This is a genomic window from Alteromonas sp. KUL49 (genome assembly GCF_006538345.1).
Classification (GTDB): Bacteria; Pseudomonadota; Gammaproteobacteria; order Enterobacterales; family Alteromonadaceae; genus Alteromonas.
Genome location: NZ_BJKL01000045.1, coordinates 1 through 545, shown reverse-complemented (window position 1 = coordinate 545; position 545 = coordinate 1). Strand labels below are relative to the sequence as shown.

Below are 545 nucleotides of genomic sequence, written 5' to 3'. Positions count from 1 at the left end.
ACAGGCTTGTAGCTCAGCTGGTTAGAGCGCACCCCTGATAAGGGTGAGGTCGGCAGTTCAAGTCTGCCCAAGCCTACCAATTCTACTTGCTTGCGTTACTTTGAACGCTGTGATGCTCAAGTGCTACTCGCACATTGCGCTTCTCGCCTTCAAACTAACTTTATCAAGTGAATTGGTTGATGAATATAAGTGCGATGTTGGACCTGAATCCTAATGAATATTTACTTTTTGAGTAAGCATTGATTAGGGTTTTTACCCTAGGTGAGACGATTCGTCGTTTTGCTAATGTTCTTTAACAATTTGGAAAGCTGATATTAATAGTAATCAATCAAAATTGAGTAACTGAGATGTCGAAAGACGTTCTTAACTACTCTACTTGACGAATTGCTTGTTATCTAAGAGCGTTGAAAAACGTGTCAATTGGCAAGTCCAATTGGCAAACTGATAACAAGGTAAATCACGATTAGCTTGTCATTCATACAGCACAACTTGAACGGGATTCAAAAGGCCGTTTGGGGTTGTATGGTTAAGTGACTAAGCGTATA

The 545-nt window shown here is 40.4% G+C and carries 1 tRNA gene; it reads left to right on the top strand.

The annotated features are described in order from the left end of the window. Window positions 1–2 precede the first annotated feature (2 nt). Window positions 3–79 (top strand) — tRNA-Ile (locus EYS00_RS20460). Window positions 80–545: the final 466 nt, after the last annotated feature.